Here is a 15016-nt window from a genome sequence, read left to right as displayed (position 1 = left end):
CTATTCTACTGTCCAATACGTTCTACAATATATGTTGCAGTTTGTATTGCTCTATCAGCATCGTTTGATTTTAGGTAGTAGTTGAAAAGTTCTGTTTCATATCGTTCAGCGACGATTATGTGGCCATGTTCTCTGAAATAAGGTAATGCTTTAGTAGCTATATATTTATAGTATTGTTCTTCCCGTTGGAGGATGGAGTATTTATGTACCGTAAGCACAATTGTGTAAATCTTATCGTTGACTTTTTTAGCAAGTAAGAGCCCCTCATGCACGTGTTTTAACAGTTCTTCTTGTGTCAATAACTTTCCTTCCCACCCCGCACGAATGTACCCCTCTAAAGAAAGAAGATAGATTCCCGATTCTTTTTCCTTTAGATCCATGGACTGTTCATACAGTCTAGCCGCTTCTGCATAGTTTTTCCTTCTTAGGTTTTCATAGGCGAAGTTGTGCAGTAGCTTGGCCTTCCTATCAGGTGAATGACAAAGATCGCATAAATTCAGTAATGCTTGATACTGTTCTTTTGTCTCTTTAAAGTCGCGAAACTGGTTAGATTCAATTTGAATAATCATCAGATTTTCCGCATCAATGATACCTAGAAAATAATTTTTTTGCTTATATAACTGTAATGCTTTCTCAGCATAATAATAGGCTAAAACTGGTGAATTATTATAATGATAGGCAGTGGCTAAATCATAATAAATGAGTGCGTTGGAGTACTTATCAAGATCCACCTTTTTTAAAATACGGATGGATTCTGGATGGTTTTCCATCACCATATGATAGATTCCCATTACATGTTTATACAAATTTTGTTCATATGGTGGTAAGTTTTTTTTTTTTTGGAGTTCCTTAAGTTGTTTACTAATAATCGTTAGTTTTCCATGTTTCAAGTTATATTTTAATGAAAGTAAATAATAGAGCGTTTTGTAATTGGATATTTCTATTAATGGATTACTTGCTAATTGCTTTTGAATTTCTTCTGCTGGATGCATATTAAAAGAAATAATCATTTCATGCCACATATCAAGCTTTTCTTTAATTTCTGTCAATCTACGAACTTCGTTGCCAATGTTGATGTCTAACCTTTTTGCTAGTAAAGCTGTGATTTCAGAAGAGTATTCGGTTAATCCCCGTTCAATTTTACTAATATGGGTCGTGGAACAAATTCCATGACCTAACTGTTCTTGAGTCATACCGGCCAGTTCACGATAAAACTTGATGACTTTTCCCTCGTACATTGATTATTTCTCCTTTCCTGTGACTGCTTTTAAATCGAATAGAATAATCCTCCTATAAAAATACCTACGAATTCCATTATATTTTCTGACTTTTATAAATTATAACTCATAAGTACTTTAATTTGGGACACTAATTTTTAGTACTTTCATCCTGTTTTTTCTATTAATCAATTTAATTTCTGGTTACTAGATTAATGATATATGACTTAATTACTACACAGAATATTTAGAAACATCAAAATAACCCCAATTTACAGCGATGTATTTATGCTTATATGATTGTTCTAAATAAGTCATCTAAATAAAGGCTAAAAAGGGGAGTGGGGTAACTTCAAAAATTTAGCATAGATGAGTTAATTTGAAAGGGGTCTATGATGAAAAGAAAACGAAGAATAAGATTACTAACCACGATAGTATCAATAATTTTAATTCTTAGTACTATGCTTCCTCAAGGATTGATTCAGGCTAAAAAGGGATCGGGCAGTGTGGAGGAAGTGTTGGGAAACCTTACCGACGAAGAGCGTAGTGCCTTAAATCAATTGGAGGCAACACCTGGATTTACTATCCATCCAGAAATTAACCTTGAAAGCGCTGGTCCTGTAAATATCATCGTTGAATTTAAGCAGGATCCTGCAAAGATTGCCGTTGCAAAAGCAAAAGCTCAGAAAAAGCGTTCCGCTGTTACGTTAGCTGAGGCAACGAAACAAGTGGATACAGCACATGAGGAATTTAAACAAGCCATTTCAAAATGGAAGAGTGTTAAATCGGCCAATCAAGAGGAAATAGTAATAACACAAGAATATCGTGATGCTTTTAACGGTGTTGCCATGACAATACCGGGGGATCAGGTGGTCAACCTGATAGAGACAGGGATCGTTAAGCGAATTTGGAAAAACGAAACCGTTCAGCTGACATTCCCTGAAATGAATGGTGAAAAAATAAAGCCAAAAATGATTGATAGCATCCCGCAAATTGGGGTAGACCGACTCCATGAGGAAGGCGTTAATGGTGATGGTATCAAGGTAGGTGTAATTGATACAGGTATTGATTATAATCACCCGGATTTAACGAACGTCTATGAAGGATATCGAAATACCGATGGGGAAGACGCTAGTAATGTTGATCCAGATACCGTATTGGGATGGGATTATGTAGAAAATGATGCCGACCCAATGGAAACGACGTATCAAGATTGGGAGACTTCTGGCCAACCAGAATATGATTATTATGGTAGTAGTTATTATACCTCACATGGTACACATGTTTCAGGTACGATTGCCGGACAAAAGGACAATCCAGTCGATTCTGCGGTAATAGGCGTTGCGCCAGGGGTTGATTTATATAGCTACCGTGTACTTGGCCCATATGGTAGTGGACAAACAGATTGGGTGTTAGCAGGTATTGATAAGGCAGTAAAAGATGGAATGGACGTTATTAATCTGTCCTTAGGAATGAATGTTAATGATCCATTATCTCCTACATCTGTTGCAGTAAATAATGCCATGCTTTCTAATGTTGTTACGGTGGTTGCAGCTGGAAATGCTGGTCCAGGGGAAAAAACAGTTGGGGCTCCAGGTACTGCAGCATTGGCAATTACGGTTGGGGCAAGTGATGTATCACAAACTATCCCTACTTTTACTGCTACAGCAGATGGGTTAACTTTTCATGACGTACAACTACTAGCGAAACACTTTACAGATAATCTAGCAAACTATCAAGATCAATCTTTTGATGTTGTTTATGTAGGACTAGGGTCAGTGAATGATTTTGCTAATGTGGATGTGACAGGTAAAATCGCACTTATTGAACGTGGTGAGCTTGCATTTGATGAAAAAATAAGAAATGCAAAAGATGCTGGTGCCGTTGCTGTTATTGTGTATAACAATGAAGAAGGTCAAATTCCGCATTATGTCGGTGAAAATACGGCATATATTCCATCATTCCGTTTATCTGATGAAGATGGAGAAGCATTGAAAGCAGCTGTTGAAAATGGTGCCCAGTTTACTTTTGGTGAGCTTGGAAATATCCAAACAGTAGGCGACCATTTGGCTGATTTCAGTTCTAGGGGGCCTGTGGAAGGGACTTATGATATAAAACCAGATGTTGTTGCACCTGGAGTTGCAATCTATTCAACCGTTCCTGGGTATATCAATGACCATGAAAATGAGTCGTATGATGTAGCATACAACAGAATGCAAGGAACATCCATGGCTTCTCCACATGTAGCTGGAGTTGCGGCTTTAATTTTACAGGAAAACCCTGCGTATTCCCCTTTTGATGTAAAAGCGGCATTAATGAATACTTCTGTTGACTTACAAGAAGATTATTCAGTTTATGAGGTTGGTGCAGGTCGTATCAATGCGTATGATGCGGTACATGCCACTACGTATATCAAAGTAAAGGATCAAACCGATATGGTAGAGGGTGAAGAAATAGTTGTTCTCGATACGGAGAAAGGTTCATTAGTATTCGGAAGCCATTATTTTGATGAAGGCGAATCTATTGAGGTAACAAAGGAAATCACGATTGGAAACCGTTCGGAGGAAGAACAAACGTATCAACTCGATGTTGCATTTTTGCAAGCAAAAGATAATCGCCAAGATGCATCGGAAAATGGTGTAGAACTGAATGTGGAACAACAGTTGACATTGCCAGCTGAGCAAAACGTTGATTTGGAGCCGAAGTTGACTGTTCCTAGTGATGCGGAACAAGGATACTATGAAGGTTATCTTCGAGTAATTAATGAACATAACCCAGAAGAAACCTATCAAATTCCTTTTGCAATCCGTGTGACGGAAAAGGGAATAGATTTTATGAATCTAGATAGACATGCTGTACCAAATGAATGGACATTTCATTCATTCTTAATACCGTTTATAGGCATGGAATTCAGAGTTAAAAGTCCAATGGAAACGATAGATGTTATTGTAACCGATAGCGAAACGGATGAACCGATTGGATACGTGGGGTCGATGAATGCAACCAGCATAATTCCGGATAGAAGTATGTATGTTATCCAAGCATTTATGGGAAATGTGAATCTGTTTACTGGTGACCCAGTCAATCCAATTAGTGAAGAAGTAACCAAACTTCCTGAAGGCAACTTTAATCTTAAGATGATTGGAACTGACAAAGATGGAAACAACTATACGGTTCAACAATTCGTTGTTGTAGATAACACACCAGCGGAAATAACCTTTAATGATATTGAGCCTGGTATTATCGAAGTGGATGAATCGATGTATACAGACGAAGATGGGTACCATGCATTGTGGGTTCACACCAATGTTTATGATTCAACCATCGATGTCTTAAATGAAAATGGGGTAGAATACGATCAATCTGCGAATATCGTAGCTTATTACCAAAATTCACCTTTTCCTGGTTTGTTACCAGTTTCGGCAGATGGAGAAATGAAGTTTGGTGTCCTACCGGAGGAAATTGAAAATGAACCATTAAATTTAGGGCTAGATCCAATTGATTTAGCAACCAATGTTGGAGAACGAATCCAATATACATTTATTAAAAAGGGAACAGCCTATGGGGAAGCCACTTATGAAGAAGAAGAAGTCAAATTAGGAGATAGTCTCACATTTACGTTGAATTTGAATAATGTGGAGGATCTTATATCAGGAGAATTTGACTTAGGATACGATAAGGCAATCTATCAATTTAAAGATGTACAGTTAAATGAAGAATTTGTTGATTTTGCGGAAGAAAGTAACTTAAATGTTACACTTCATGAGCCTACATTTGAAGAGGACATTTGGACAAAAGTAGTACATGTTGGTGCTTCAATAAATGAAGAGGAGACGACCGGATTTAGTGGAGATATTCCATTTGTCGATGTTACATTTGAAGTAATTAGTGATACGTATTATGGGGACAAGGCTCAGTTACGTTTCGATGCGATTGAACAATTTACTTATCAACAGTCGGGTGACGAGTCAGAGAACAACATCCCAGTGTTTGCACATGATAAGTACCACTTTATATCGAAACATTCGGTAGTGAATGGAACTTTTGCTGCGGAAGCTTTTATGCATCCAGATGGTTTTCCTATTCGAACAGATTATGAGGGATTCGGGATGAAAGTTTATGCAAAAGGACCAGATGGAAAAACATACCAAGGTACTTTTGATGATTTTGCACAATTTGAAATTAAAGGATTACCTGTCACACAAGAGGAATATGAGATATTCTTTGAAATTCCTGGCCATTTAACTAGTACGGTTAAAACAAAGGTTGGGAAAGAAGAGGATGGAGAAATTTTTGGTGAAATGTTACGGATACGACCACCAATGAACAAAGCTGGTGATATAAACGGCGATGGAGTCATTGATATTTTGGATGTCATGCGTGTTGTTGCTAAGTATGGAAAAAATGACGTTCATACAGATCTTAATAAAGACGGCATAGTGGATGAAACAGATATCCGCTTTATTGAAACAAATTTCCTAGAAGTTGGACCGAGTATAACTAAACGTCCGATGGAAAAGTTAGGGGAAAAAGGATTAGATGATTTTTTACAGGCATTGGGTCTTGAGCCATTACATGATTAATGTAGGAAAATTCGTGCACATGTCAGATGTGTACGAATTTCCAATCTTGATACAAGTGGAGGGATGAGGAATGGTTATTCTAAAAAAGGCTCTAGCATATACTTTCCGTGTTTTATTCATCGTATTATTCCTAGTTATTATATTCCTTGTCATCCAATTAAAATTGAATTCAGATACACCTCCATCCATTTTTGGTTATCAGCCATTAACAGTACTATCGAATAGTATGAATCCAAGCTTCGAAACAGGTGATTTGATTATTATTAAAAAAGTTGTTGCCTCATCTATCAAAGAAGGCGATGTTATTACATTCCACGAAGGCAATGGTAAATTTGTTACTCACCGGGTAGTGAAAGTTGTCCAGCAAGATGGGAATTCTGGATTTGTAACGAAAGGGGATAACAATAATGTGAATGATGAACAAGTTGTTTCTTCTGAACAATTAATGGGGAAAAAGGTATTTCTTATTAATAATGGTGGGCACATAGCAAAATTTATCGGAAGTCCAATCGGAGTTATCCTATTTATTGTGGTACCACTAATTGGTTATTTTGGTTTGACGTTATGGGAACAATCAAGAAACACATACCATACAAGAAAGTCTAGTTCATAAAATAAGGGAGGAATTTAGGATGAAGAAGACGAAGAACTTTTTGTTAGGAACAGCTATTGCAGGAGTGATTATAGCAACAGCTAGTGTGGGAACGTACTCCTGGTTTACATCAGAAATAAATGCACAAGGAAATATGGATAATGGTACGTTAGAAATTAATAATGGTGCAGATATCGAAGAAACACTATTTTCTGGTGTGAAATTTGCACCATCACAGCTTCAATATGGAAATTGGGTTAGCATCTCTAATACCGGTGATATGGACACTATTTTAAAGGCAACTTACAGCCATTCGGTAGACAAAGCTTCCCTTGAAAAATATGATATCGGATACATGGCAATGAAGTATACAGTTACTCCGGGGCAGGATGTTTATGAGGATGCAAAGATTGCTCTTGAAAACCTATTTAATGGAACGACTAATGAGCGCTCTGTTTCAACGGCAAACCTCCCAAAAGGAGTGGAGGTTATTGGAAAGGTTATGTCAGAAGCAGTAGCAGATTCTGGGGAAATCTTGCTTGGTGAGGGAGACGATGATTCTTTCTGGCAATTGGAAGAAGGACAATATATTGATATCATGGTTGGAATTAAATTGGATGAGAGCGCCGGGAACGAATACCAAGGTGCTAAATATAATGCAGGCTTAAAGATAAATGCAAAACAAACGGATAATGGTGCAGAGTACTAAGAATGACAAGTGGGTGAGTAGGTGGTAAAGGGAAAAGGGATGCTGTTTGTGTTACTTGTTTTGGTGTTGTGCTACCTTTTATCTTTTCTCGCCAAAACAGGAACTGCTGCATGGTTTGTTAGTGAAACAGAAGCAAAAGGCAGTTTGGTTAATGCTGTTACTGAGGATCTTATTTCCGTTTCCTCGACACAAGTTTCATGTGAGAATGGACAAGCTCAAGTCAAAGTTACTATTACGAACCTCTATGAAATAGAATTACCAATTCAGTTGCAGGAAATCCGTCATTATTTATTACCCGGTGAAACTTTATCTGAAGTAATTACAACACCGAATTCTGGGCTAGTAAATGAGATTCAAATTCCATTGTCAGTTTTTAATCATTATATTGAAGAGATGATAGAAATTCCAATAAATTGTGAAAGTAACGAGGAATTACTAGAATTAGAAGAAGAGGATGCGATGGAAACTGGGTACCGAAATAACGATAGTGACGATGAAACGCATACACAACATGAAAATGAATAAACGGATGGGGATTGGAGGACATGATAATGCTATCATGTCCTTCCCAGTAGGTGATGAATAGCAGGAAGAAATGATTTTTATACATATTGGAGCAATTACTGCAATAAATATGAACGTATGGTAAATAAAAGGTTTTCAAAATGGAAAGGAAATTAGGATGAATTCACCTATATTTATAGATCCTAAAATAGATCTTGATAGTGAAGAAAACGTACAAATTATTGTTCAATTTAAAACAAAGCCAGCAGTAATTCAAGTCAAGCTAATGCCGTATCTGACAATGGAAGAGGCAAGACAATTGGTGGAGGAAAGTCATCATCAATTTCAACAAGATGTAGTGACATACCTGGACAAAAACCAAATTGAATATATCATTTTGAATCGGTACAAAGAAGCATATAATGGTGTCGCAATGAAATTAAAAGGAAAAGATATAATACACTTACTGAAATCCAATGAAATCGAAGCAATTTACAAGAGTCAAATAATAAGTATTCCCCCAAAGCCAAATGACCCAAGATATCAGATTTAGTGTCACAGGACAGTTTTCTTCGGCTTTGGAAACTTAATGTACAATTAATGAATAGGAGAGTGAAAAGTAATTTACGTAGCTCGTTAATGAAGTTAGTCAATAGGAATATGGTAAAACATATAACACAAAAATAGAAAACCCATTATTAAATGATACGAGAATTGTTATTTAATAAGGGTTTTATTTTGGGGAAATTAGGTATGGATAGGCCATATAAGAATATATCCATTTGATTCTAAGTTAGCTTTTAAATCAGGCCAAGGAACCTGGGGCTGCGGTTACTCGCCCCATCGAAAAGATTTGACCCCATGGAGCAATTATGACTTTTGTGTTAAGGGTGGGCCTTGGGTTTTATTCCGTTATCTAAATCATGTATACTAATGTGAAGAGACTCACAAAACAATTTTCCTGTAGGGGGCTCGTGCATTGAATAGGCTTAAGGATTTGATGATGGAACAGAAGCGTAAATTAGTTATTCTAATTATAGTTGCTATAGTAACAGGTTTCGCGGTGATTGCACAGGGCTATTTATTTGTGATGATTGTGGACCGAGTATTTTTAAAAGAAGACAGCTTTGGGGAAGTTATCCCTTTGATTCTCGGACTTTTGGCTGTTCTTCTTGCTAGAACGTTCTTCACTTTTTGGAGTGGGAGAACGGGGATTAAAATGGCTGCAATCGTTAAAGGAAAATTAAGGCAATCACTTTTAAATAAATTTTCGAATAGTCCATTGCAGACTTCATTGCATGGGCAATCTGGTCAAAAGGTTAGTGTGATGATGGACACGGTGGATGAACTGGATAGCTATTTCAGTAGCTATATTCCACAAATCATTCAGTCTTCGATCATCCCTATTATGCTTCTTTTTGTTATATTTATGGAGCATTGGACGACGGGTATTATTATTTTAGTTACGGCACCTTTTATCCCAATCTTTATGATGATTATTGGATTTAACACGAAAGATAAATCGGAAGAACAGCTTGATAAGATGGCTACTTTTTCAGGAACGTTTTTAGATACTTTACAAGGGCTGACGACACTTAAATTATTCGGGCGCTCGAAGCAGCAAAAGGAAAGAATTAAAAAGAGTAGCTTGGATTTCCGGGATGCTACGATGGAAGTTCTGAAGGTAGCCTTCTCCAATTCACTTGCACTTGAATTTATTTCGATGCTAAGTATTGGCCTCGTTGCATTAGAAGTTGCCGTACGAATGATTATTTTCCAAGACATCACGTTTTACACTGGTTTCTTAATGTTAGTTCTAGCCCCAGAATTTTATTCGAAGTTAAAGGATCTAGGTAGTGCCTTTCATACGGGAAGAGCTAGTATGGGGGCTGCAAAGAAACTGGAAGATGAATTGTCTGAAATGGATCAGGGAGTGAAGTGGGGGAAAGAGAACTTGACTCTGAATCAGCCGCCAGTATTGGAACTTATTGGTGCTGGATTTAGTTATGGGAAAGGCGAATTTTCCATCAATGATGTTCATGTGGAAATTCATCCGTATGAGCAGGTCGCGATTATAGGGAAAACAGGATCGGGAAAATCAACGCTACTGAATATGATAGCAGGACTTGTTCCCATTACAGAAGGTGAACTGAACATCAATGGAAAACCACAGGAACAACGGAGTGAGAAATCGTGGTTTGACTCCTTAAGTTATATTTCACAAGATCCATACCTGTTCTCAGGCACGATTGCTGATAATATTGCAATAGGTTCAATGAGAAGAGCATCCCGTGCAGAAATTATGGAAGCGGCTGAAAGAGCTGGTATCCATTCCTTAATTGAATCCCTTAATAATGGGTATGATACACCAATTGGAGAAGCGGGTAGAGGATTATCTGGTGGAGAAAAGCAGCGGATAGCTATTGCACGGGCTTTTCTAAAACAACCATCTATTATCCTATTCGATGAGCCAACGACTGGGCTTGATTTGAAAACAGAGCAAATACTCCAAGCCTCCATTCGAGAATTGGGGAAAAATGCTACCATTATCACTGTTGCACATAGACTATACACCATTAAAAATGCGGATAAAATTCTTTTACTACATAATGGGAAACTTATTGCATCCGGGACGCATGTCGATTTATTACAATCAAGCGATGTATATCAGCGTATGGTGAATATTCAGCAAGGAGGGACGGCATAATGAAAGGTATGAAAACAATAATCCTTATTATGCTAAAGGAAAAGAAAGATATCCTTCTTTCTATTATTTGTGGATTTATCGCCGGGATAACGGCTGTTGGTCTTTTTTCCTCCAGTGGATATTTAATCTCACAGGCTGCGCTTGTACCGCCAATTTATACGTTAATGATCATCGTAGCCATCGTAAAAATGCTTGGAATTATTTCGGCGTTAAGCAGATATGGTGAGCGCTATTTTTCCCATCGTGGAACGTTTACGATGCTAAGCAATCTACGTGTTTCCTTTTATGAAAAATTGGAAGCCCGTGCACCACGTATTTTTCAACAATACCGAAGTGGCGATTTGCTTTCGAGAATTGTTGGTGATGTGGAGACATTACAAAATTACTTCCTGCGCGTTTTTTACCCGCTGATAGTCATTGTTCTTGTCTTTCTTGCTACGATATTCTTCACAACTTTCTTTTCCTTGGAAGTGGCAGTGATTATCTTTATTGGGTTGCTCTTAACGACATTTATTGTTCCGGCCTTTTTTGGATTAAAGCAACGAAAAGTGGATCGAATGGTTAGGGAGAGCAGAGGAAGATTATCGACAGATGTTACCGAGTTTTTATATGGTTATCGAGATTTGAAAATTTATCAGCAAGTAAACAAAAAAGAACAGGATTTGCTTGAGTCATCGGATTATTATTTGGCAGAGCAGGAGCGGGAAAATGTCCAACGCTTGTTCCACGAGTCAGTCAATACGTTTGTATCCCTGTTTATTTCTGTAACGGTGTTGGCTGTAGGAGCTTATTTGGTTACAATGGGCCAGTTAGATGGCATTTTCCTTGCTATGCTTGTGATGGTATCCCTTACTGTATTTGAAAACACAACGGCCATGGCGGCATATCCTAGTCATCTTCAGGATAGTAGACAAGCTGTTAGCCGATTGGAGACGGTCGTTAAAGCTGAACAATCCGAGGTGTGTCGACAAGAAACAGGAATGGTCGAGAAAGGGATTCCACCTGCTATCGAAATCGAACATGTGAGTTTTACTTTTCCAGATGAGACACGTCCTACGTTGAACAATCTTTCTTTTTGTCTGGCTGTAGGATCCAAAACGGCAATTGTTGGACCAAGTGGTTCGGGTAAATCTACTATCTTGCAATTGTTGTTGAAAATGTACGATGTCAGTGATGGAGATATACGATGGAACAACCAATTACTCTCAGGGTTATCACAGGAAAGTATTTGGGAAAATGCAAATGTTGTTTTACAATCTAATCACTTTTTCTTTGGAACAGTTCGTGAAAACTTGGAATTAGCGAAGGATGGGCTGAGCAATGAAGAGATGGAAGAGACTCTTCGAATCGTACAACTTGACCATCTTAGTCTGGATACTCCCGTACTTGAAAAAGGGGAAAATCTTTCAGGTGGAGAAAAGCAGCGGTTGGCAATCGCTCGGTCTATATTAAGAAAGGCTCCACTTTGGCTATTAGATGAACCAACATCTTCTTTGGATTCGATTACAGAGTCACAGTTGTATGAAAGTCTATTTAAGATTGCAAAAGAGGATACCGTTGTTCTTATAAGTCATCGTTTAACAGGACTAGAAAAGATGGATCAGATCATTGTGATGGAGCAGGGTTCGATTATTGAGTCTGGAACCTTTGATGAGTTAATGGATAAGCAAGGTTATTTTTATCGAATGAAGGAAATTGAGCAGAGTTTGTTTTGGTAGATGGCAAGTAAATTTGTTTGAAAATAATTTACCTAGGCAAATGAAGCAAAAGAAAGGCAGTTTAATGGATAAATGTCCATTAGACTGCCTTATTGTGTTAGTGGTCCTTATTTTTTAATACCAGAGCATCCCAAAGAACCATAAGTGGATCTTGTGTAGATAAAAACGGCAACAATCATCACGTAAACAGACTAAATACTCTATAAGGACTCTAAATAAACGCTCCTGACTCTTAAGTGTATATTTATTCCTCCCGATTTACTAAATCATCTTTTCCCGCTACATAGAATGCGAGAACAATTGCAATGATTATGATGAGAAAGGGGGCAACAAAGATTAGAAAGTCGTTGAACAAATGGATCACTCCTTTTTGTTTTTTGTTCCCTGTACATAATTTTTATCGAATAGAAATAGTTTCATTAATAAATATAATGAAGGAATAAGGAGTGCCATTCCCAGTATAAATACGAAGACAAGAGATATTGCCATGGCCGTATTGGTAAATCCTTCATATATTGTCAAATGTGGATAGAGCAAATATGGATAATGGGAAATGCCATAAGCAAAGAATGCAAGCGCGAATTGTCCTACAAGGAAAATGAATGCAACTCCATAATTCCTCTTTTTCCATAGAAGCCATACGGTTCCAACCCATAATAAGGAGGATAATCCAAACATCCACCATAAGTCGATGATTCTAGAAAAATGTTCTTCATTATGGAAACGCAATTCGATAATAATGCCACTTGCCGCGATGATAAGTGGTATTGACCATCCGATTGCATACTTACGCATTAAATTAGTTGCCGTTACATCACCGGTTTTATGAGCATACCAAGTGAGAAATACAGCAGAAATGTAAAGTACAGCTGCGATGCTAAGAACTACAATTGACCAGGTTAATGGGCTTAAGAATAGTGCTTGATAGTCAAGTACAGGATTCCCATCAACGATAGAGACAAATCCACCTTCTGAAATCGTTAAAACAATGGATAAAGAGGCTGGAATCAATAACCCGGATGCCCCGTACATAAACGCATATCCTTTGTGACCTTTTGTTCCATATGCTTCAAATGCATAATAGGAACCACGAATGGATAGTAAGATTAAGGCGATACTTCCTGGAAGGAGTAGTATCGTACCAAAGTAATAAGCAGATTGAGGGAAGAACCCTACCATTCCAACGAAAAAGAAAACAAAAAATACATTTGTAACTTCCCAAACAGGGGAGAGGTAACGCTGTATAATCCTTGACAAAATATGTTGCTTTCCTGTGATAATGCTGTGGGCATTAAAGAAACCTGCCCCGTAATCAATCGACCCAACAATGACATATCCGAACAAGAATAACCAAAGAACAACGATACCAAGAATTTCTAAACTCATGAAGGATCACCACCTTGCATTTTTTCCAAATCCTTCTCTAAGGGATTATTCCTGAAAATTCGTGTGAGTACGACAACTGTTCCAACTCCAAGAACAATGTAAAGACCAGCAAAAAGGATAAACATGTGTCCAACATAGTCACTTGTTGTTGCTGCTTGATCGACGGTCATAATACCCCGTAAAATCCAAGGTTGACGTCCGACCTCAGCAAGCCACCACCCAGATTCAATTGCTAAGAAAGATAATGGTCCACCAAGTACGATTAACCATCGGTACCAAGTTGACTGGACAAAGGACCATGCTCGTTTCATACCAATCCAATAAATTAACGCTAGAAAAATCATAAACATCCCGATGGTTACCATTAAATCAAAGAAATAATGGACAACGAGGGGAGGCTGTTCCTCTTTCAAAAACTGGTCTAGACCGACAACTTCTGAAAATGGATCTCCATGTGCGAGAATACTAAGTGCATATGGTATGCGAATTTCATATTTTATTTCTTGATTTTCATCCAATACCCCATACAGAAGTAGTGGTGCACCTTCTTCAGTCTCAAAATGCCATTCAGCTGCAGCTAATTTTTCGGGTTGATATTCGGCTAGGAATTTTCCAGAGAAGTCACCAATAATGGCAGTAGCGATAGCAAAGACTAGTCCAATCCTCATTGCCATATACAATGCCTTTTTATGGTAGGCATGATTGGAACCTTTAATTAATTTATAGGCTGCAATTGCTGCAAGCATAAATGCCACAGTCATATAGGCAGTCGCAAGAACATGTGACACCTTTGTCGGCATTGCTGCGGTGAACATTGCTGCAATTGGATTGGCATTTGCAAGTTGCCCGTTTACTATATCGAATCCAGCTGGTGTATTCATGAAGGAATTTACAATCGTAATAAAGAAAGCGGACATCCCTGCACCAAGTGCTACTGGAATCAATAATAGTAAATGCTTTTTAGGATTTTCAAAGCGGTCCCATGTATATAGATAAATTCCTAAGAAAATAGCTTCAAAGAAGAAGGCGAAAACTTCCATAAATAATGGCAGAGCAATAATATTGCCGGCAAGCTCCATAAACTGTGGCCATAATAAGGAAAGCTGTAACCCAATAATCGTACCGGTCACAACACCAACGGCAACTGTCACAACAAAACCTTTTGCCCATCGTCTTGCCATTAAAATATAATGCATATCATTTTTCTTAATTCCAATCCACTGTGCGATCATAATCATCAGTGGAACCCCAACCCCAATCGTTGCATAGATAATGTGAAAAGATAGGGTTAGGAGAGTTAATAATCTACTGGCAAATACCGGATCGTTAAATAACAATGTGAATAGTCCTCCTCTAAAACTAATCATGGTAGTAACATACCATTTAATTAAAGTTCATTTATGTATCAAGTGTATCAATGGAAGAATTGATAAGTGTTCGTTTGGAGTAGAGTTTGTTAAAAGGTACACATAGTCAAAGTATACCCTTTTACCCTACTTGATTGTTAATTATTTATGGCAAAATCGCAACTTTAGAATGACATTATTGTGAACAAGAAAATCAACAACAAAAATTAAAACCCCTTCTACGTCTAATTTCC

11 protein-coding genes are annotated in these 15016 nt (G+C 37.8%); 7 read left to right on the top strand and 4 right to left on the bottom strand.

Going from position 1 to position 15016, the window contains the following annotated elements:
- Positions 1-5: 5 nt before the first annotated feature.
- On the bottom strand, positions 6-1238 hold the full coding sequence (locus tag K332_RS0108750) for a helix-turn-helix domain-containing protein (protein WP_026907112.1): 1233 nt from the start codon (positions 1236-1238) through the stop codon (positions 6-8).
- A gap of 374 nt (positions 1239-1612) precedes the next feature.
- Here K332_RS0108750 and K332_RS24685 point away from each other — a divergent pair, with 374 nt between their 5' ends.
- The 7 genes from K332_RS24685 (at position 1613) to cydC (ending at position 12030) form a co-directional block, all read left to right on the top strand.
- Entirely contained in the window at positions 1613-5800 is a 4188-nt protein-coding gene (locus K332_RS24685; RefSeq protein ID WP_026907111.1) for a S8 family serine peptidase, read from the top strand.
- A 70-nt stretch (positions 5801-5870) separates the two neighbouring features.
- On the top strand, positions 5871-6413 hold the full coding sequence (locus K332_RS22230) for a signal peptidase I (RefSeq protein WP_051359397.1): 543 nt from the start codon (positions 5871-5873) through the stop codon (positions 6411-6413).
- A gap of 19 nt (positions 6414-6432) precedes the next feature.
- The gene (locus K332_RS0108735; protein WP_026907110.1) at positions 6433-7101 is read left to right on the top strand and encodes a hypothetical protein; all 669 of its coding nucleotides are present in this window, start codon (positions 6433-6435) and stop codon (positions 7099-7101) included.
- A 21-nt stretch (positions 7102-7122) separates the two neighbouring features.
- The gene (locus K332_RS0108730) at positions 7123-7626 is read left to right on the top strand and encodes a hypothetical protein (protein ID WP_026907109.1); all 504 of its coding nucleotides are present in this window, start codon (positions 7123-7125) and stop codon (positions 7624-7626) included.
- 157 nt (positions 7627-7783) lie between these two features.
- Positions 7784-8158, top strand: coding sequence for a protease inhibitor I9 family protein (locus K332_RS0108725; protein ID WP_026907108.1), 375 nt, complete (start codon positions 7784-7786; stop codon positions 8156-8158).
- A 426-nt stretch (positions 8159-8584) separates the two neighbouring features.
- Positions 8585-10312, top strand: a complete 1728-nt coding sequence (gene cydD / locus K332_RS0108720; RefSeq protein ID WP_026907107.1) for a thiol reductant ABC exporter subunit CydD — start codon at positions 8585-8587, stop codon at positions 10310-10312.
- Positions 10312-12030 carry a thiol reductant ABC exporter subunit CydC gene (gene cydC, locus K332_RS0108715; RefSeq protein WP_026907106.1) on the top strand — a complete coding sequence of 573 codons (1719 nt, stop codon included), beginning with the start codon at positions 10312-10314 and terminating at the stop codon, positions 12028-12030. The genes cydD and cydC overlap by 1 nt, the downstream gene beginning before the upstream one ends.
- Before the next feature lie 244 nt (positions 12031-12274).
- On the opposite strand, the gene cydS is transcribed toward cydC, so the two are convergent.
- Genes cydS through K332_RS0108700 form a run of 3 tightly spaced genes read right to left on the bottom strand, consistent with a single transcriptional unit; the run spans position 12275 to position 14753 of the window.
- Positions 12275-12385 carry a cytochrome bd oxidase small subunit CydS family protein gene (cydS, locus tag K332_RS24860; RefSeq protein WP_425414452.1) on the bottom strand — a complete coding sequence of 37 codons (111 nt, stop codon included), beginning with the start codon at positions 12383-12385 and terminating at the stop codon, positions 12275-12277.
- A gap of 5 nt (positions 12386-12390) precedes the next feature.
- Positions 12391-13416: a cytochrome d ubiquinol oxidase subunit II gene (locus tag K332_RS0108705; RefSeq protein ID WP_026907105.1), complete on the bottom strand. Its 1026-nt coding sequence runs from the start codon at positions 13414-13416 to the stop codon at positions 12391-12393.
- On the bottom strand, positions 13413-14753 hold the full coding sequence (locus K332_RS0108700; protein WP_026907104.1) for a cytochrome ubiquinol oxidase subunit I: 1341 nt from the start codon (positions 14751-14753) through the stop codon (positions 13413-13415). The genes K332_RS0108705 and K332_RS0108700 overlap by 4 nt, the downstream gene beginning before the upstream one ends.
- Positions 14754-15016: the final 263 nt, after the last annotated feature.

Origin of the sequence: Paucisalibacillus globulus DSM 18846 (genome assembly GCF_000482485.1) — a bacterium.
Lineage (GTDB): Bacteria > Bacillota > Bacilli > Bacillales > Amphibacillaceae > Ornithinibacillus > Ornithinibacillus globulus.
Note: the sequence above shows the minus strand (reverse complement) of the source record. Positions and strands in the feature narration are given on the sequence as shown.

Coding starts and splice junctions, on each gene's coding strand:
- cydC (WP_026907106.1), top strand. CDS start 10,312: ATGAAAGGTATGAAAACAATAATCCTTATTATGCTAAAGGAAAAGAAA.
- K332_RS0108705 (WP_026907105.1), bottom strand. CDS start 13,416: ATGAGTTTAGAAATTCTTGGTATCGTTGTTCTTTGGTTATTCTTGTTC.
- K332_RS0108725 (WP_026907108.1), top strand. CDS start 7,784: ATGAATTCACCTATATTTATAGATCCTAAAATAGATCTTGATAGTGAA.
- K332_RS0108735 (WP_026907110.1), top strand. CDS start 6,433: ATGAAGAAGACGAAGAACTTTTTGTTAGGAACAGCTATTGCAGGAGTG.
- K332_RS24685 (WP_026907111.1), top strand. CDS start 1,613: ATGAAAAGAAAACGAAGAATAAGATTACTAACCACGATAGTATCAATA.
- K332_RS0108750 (WP_026907112.1), bottom strand. CDS start 1,238: ATGTACGAGGGAAAAGTCATCAAGTTTTATCGTGAACTGGCCGGTATG.
- K332_RS22230 (WP_051359397.1), top strand. CDS start 5,871: ATGGTTATTCTAAAAAAGGCTCTAGCATATACTTTCCGTGTTTTATTC.